We start from the raw sequence: 3884 nt of genomic DNA, 5'->3' as shown, positions 1-3884 counted from the left end.
GACAAAGGAGTCCGAATGTCACACGGCGCATCAGCCAGTGAAGTGAAACTTCCCCCACTCACACCCGGCCCGCACAAGAAGCGACTGGGCCTGGTCGCCCTGGTCGCCACCTTCGGCGGCCTGTTGTTCGGCTACGACACGGGTGTCGCCAACGGCGCCGAGCGTCCCATGGAGCACGAGCTCGGCCTGACCGACCTGCAGGTCGGCATCGTCATCAGCTCGCTGGTCTTCGCGGCCGCCTTCGGCGCGATGATCGGCGGCCGACTGGCCGACAAGATCGGGCGCCGTCCCACGATCATCATCCTCGCGGTGCTCTTCTTCTGCGGAACCCTGCTCGTCGTCACCTCGCCCGGTGGCCCCGAGTTCGGTACGCACACCGATTTCGGCTACGCGATGCTGATCACCGGTCGCATCACACTCGGCCTCGCGGTCGGCGGCGCATCGGCCGTGGTCCCCGTCTACCTGGCCGAGTTGGCCCCGTTCGAGATCCGCGGTTCGCTCGCCGGTCGCAACGAGCTGATGATCGTCGTCGGCCAGCTCGCCGCCTTCGTCGTCAACGCCATCATCGCCGCCGTCATGGGGCTCGAGACGCCCGGCCTCTGGCGCGTGATGTTCTCGATCTGCGCGATCCCCGCGATCTTCCTGTTCTTCGGCATGTTGCGCATGCCAGAGTCGCCGCGCTGGCTCGTGGAGAAGGGTCGCCACGACGACGCGCGCGCGGTGCTCCTCACCATCCGCTCGAAGGAGCGCGCCGAGGCCGAGCTCGCCGACGTCGAGCACGTCGCCCAGGAGGAGCACGAGGTGGAGGGTCAGCAGCTCGGGTTCAAGGCCGTGCTGAAGAACAAGAGCCTGCTCGTCATCCTCCTCATCGCCTGCGGCCTGGGCATCGCGCAGCAGTTCACCGGTGTGAACGCGATCATGTACTACGGCCAGCGCATGCTCGCCGAGTCCGGCTTCAGCGAGGACATGATCGGCTGGGTCAACATCGCTCCCGGCGTCATCGCCGTCATCGGCGGACTCATCGCGCTCGCGCTCATGGACCGCATCAACCGTCGCACCAACTTCCTCTGGGGCTACGGGATGACGGCGCTCTCGCACATCCTGATCGCGATCAGCATGATGCTCCTCTTCCCCGAGGGCAACCCGATCCGTCCGTGGGCGTTCCTCGTGCTGATCATCATCATGATCGGATCGATCCAGACGTTCCTGAACATCGCGACGTGGGTGTACCTGTCCGAGATCTTCCCGCTGCACATGCGCGGCATCGGCATGGGTGTCTCGGTCTTCGTGCTGTGGATCGCCAACGGGGTGCTCGCGCTGCTGGTGCCCTCGATCGTCGGCGCGGTCGGCATGGGGCTGTTCGTGATCTTCGCGGTCGTGAACGTCGTCTCGTTCCTGTTCATCTTCAAGCTGGTCCCCGAGACCCGCGGACGCACGCTGGAGCAGCTGGAAGAGGACGTCACCACCGGCGCCATCTTCCTGCCCACGCACAAGCGGTAGTCGCCCGTCGTCGGCAGAGGCCCCGCTCCCGATGCGTCGGGGGCGGGGCCTCTCGCGTGCGCGACCGCAGTATGCCGGGGGTCGATCCGCCGCTCAGTCCGCGGAGGCCGGCGATTCCTGCAGCGCGGCATCCGCGGCCTTCAGCACCTGGGCGGCGACGGCGATGCCCTCGATGCGGCCGAGCTCGGTGTCCTCGTGCTCGATGTTGACCATCATGTCGGGGTCGACCTCGTGGAGCGCGCGGAGGAACTCGGTCCAGTACGCCACGTCGTGGCCCTTGCCGAGCGCGACGAAGTCCCACGCGGCATCCTTCGGCCATTCGTTGGCCCACTCGTCGCCGCCGAGGTTCGTGCGCGCCTCGTCGGGGCCGAGGCGCCGGAACCGGTTGTCGAGCACGCCGTACAGCGCGGCGTGCTCGGCGTTCACGCGAACGTCCTTCGCGGCGGCGTGGAAGACGAGCGGTCCGAGGTGGCGGACGACGGCGACCGGGTCCATCTGCTGCCAGAACAGGTGCGACGCGTCGAGCTCGACGCCCACGTGGGTCGCGCCGGTCAGCTCGATCAGCCTGTGGACGTCGGCCGAGTTGAAGACGAGGTTCTGCGGGTGCAGCTCGAGCGCGACCTTGACGTCGTGGTCGCGGGCGAGGCGATCGGTCTCGCGCCAGAAGTCCGCGGCGATCGCCCACTGGTGGTCGAGCACGTCCAGCGAGCCCGAGTTCCAGGCGTTGACGATCCAGTTCGGCCGCGTCGCGCCCGGCTCGCCGCCGGGCAGGCCCGACATCGTCACCACGCGGTGCTGGCCGAGGAGCTCCGCGAGGCGGATCGCCCGCCGCACGTCCTCGGCATGGCCGTCGCCGATGGCGGGGTTCGGGTGCAGCGGGTTGCCGTTGCAGTTCAGGCCCGCGATCTCGACGCCGGTGCCCTCGAACACGCCGAGGAAGTCGTCGCGCGCGGCGTCGCTCACGAGGATGTCGTCGAACGTCGGCACGTGCACCGCGGGCAGGAACCCGCCGGTGTTGAGCTCCAGCCCGGTCAGGCCGAGGTCTGCGACCACCTCGATCGCCTCCGGCAACGAGCGGTCGTGCAGGATCGCGTTGTACAGCCCGAGTCGCATGGGTTCAGTCCTCGATCGTGATGGATGCCCCGCCCTGGGCGGCGGAGCGGGTGACGGCGTCGAGCAGCAGCATGTTGTGCACGCCCTCGTCGAACGAGGCGTTGCGGGGGAGCGAGTCGGCCTCGGGGATGCCGGCGACCTCCTCGAGGAACGCGCGCGCCTGGAAGACGAAGCCCTCGTTCTGGCCGAACCCTACGCTCTGCATGTCGATCGGCGCGGCGCCGGCGATGTACGGGTGGTCGCTGCCGAGCAGCACGCGGCGGTAGCCGCGCTGGGCGCTCGGGCCCTCGTTCAGGTACAGGTGGATCTCGGAGGGACGCTCCTGGTTCCACTTCGCCGAGCCGTTCGCGCCGAAGACCTCCAGCATGAGCGCGTTCGGGTGCCCCTGGGCGACGCGCGAGACCTCGACGGTGCCCGCGCCGCCGTTCGCGTAGGTGAGGTTGAAGGTCGCGTAGTCGTCGTTCTCGACCGGCTCGTACACGTCGCTCACGTCGGTGCTCCCGTGCCCCGACACCGCGCCGAGGGGGAGCGGACGCTCGGTGATGACGGTCGAGAAGCGGCCGCCGCCGACCGACACGATGTCGCCGCCGAGGAACTCCATGAGGTACGAGACATGGCTGCCGATGTCGGCGAGCGCGCCCGTGCCGGGGCCGCCGCGGAAGCGCCAGCTCATCGCGGCGCGCGGGTTGGTCGCATAGTCCGTCCAGTAACGCGCGCCGACGTGGAAGACGGTGCCGAGCACGCCCGACTGCACGAGCTCGCGCAGGTACGCGATGCCGGGGGCACGGCGGAACGTGAAGCCGATGCGCGCGATCGTGGCGGCCTGGTTCGCGGCATCCGCCATCGCCTGCGCGCTCTCGATGGTGTCGGAGAGCGGCTTCTCGCACAGCACGTGCTTGCCTGCCGCCAGGGCGGCCTCGACGATCTCCTGGTGCAGCGAGTTCGCGACGACGACGCTCACGACGTCGACGTCGGACGCCTCGACCACGGCCCGCCACGAGGTGTCGTGCCGCTCGTAGCCGAACCGGACGGCGGCCGCCCGCGCGGCCGGCTCGTACACGTCGGCGATCGACACGAGCCGCACGGGCGGCAGGATGCTGTCGTAGAGCGTGGGGGCGGTGCGATAGGCGGCCGCGTGGGCCTTGCCGGCCATGCCTGCGCCGATGACGGCGACGCCGGTGCTGTTCGTGGACAACGTTCCTCCAACGGGTGACTGCCGGCTCGTTCCGGCGGCGCGAACGGAGCGCGGGCGCTCTCGTCAGCGACTCTAA

General features: G+C 69.3%; 3 protein-coding genes. 1 reads left to right on the top strand and 2 read right to left on the bottom strand.

The features are described from left to right. Positions 1-15: 15 nt before the first annotated feature. Positions 16-1500 carry a sugar porter family MFS transporter gene (locus tag WML84_RS13665; RefSeq protein WP_347346687.1) on the top strand — a complete coding sequence of 495 codons (1485 nt, stop codon included), beginning with the start codon at positions 16-18 and terminating at the stop codon, positions 1498-1500. 93 nt (positions 1501-1593) lie between these two features. Here the strand turns inward: WML84_RS13665 and WML84_RS13660 are convergent, their stop codons facing one another. Together WML84_RS13660 and WML84_RS13655 are read right to left on the bottom strand one after the other, a co-directional pair. Then, positions 1594-2613, bottom strand: a complete 1020-nt coding sequence (locus WML84_RS13660; protein ID WP_347346686.1) for a sugar phosphate isomerase/epimerase — start codon at positions 2611-2613, stop codon at positions 1594-1596. A 4-nt stretch (positions 2614-2617) separates the two neighbouring features. Beyond that, on the bottom strand, positions 2618-3808 hold the full coding sequence (locus WML84_RS13655) for a Gfo/Idh/MocA family oxidoreductase (protein ID WP_347346685.1): 1191 nt from the start codon (positions 3806-3808) through the stop codon (positions 2618-2620). Positions 3809-3884 lie beyond the last annotated feature (76 nt).

It is taken from the genome of Microbacterium sp. (assembly GCF_039812165.1).
In the GTDB taxonomy this organism is placed as follows: Bacteria; Actinomycetota; Actinomycetes; order Actinomycetales; family Microbacteriaceae; genus Microbacterium.
Note: the sequence above shows the minus strand (reverse complement) of the source record. Positions and strands in the feature narration are given on the sequence as shown.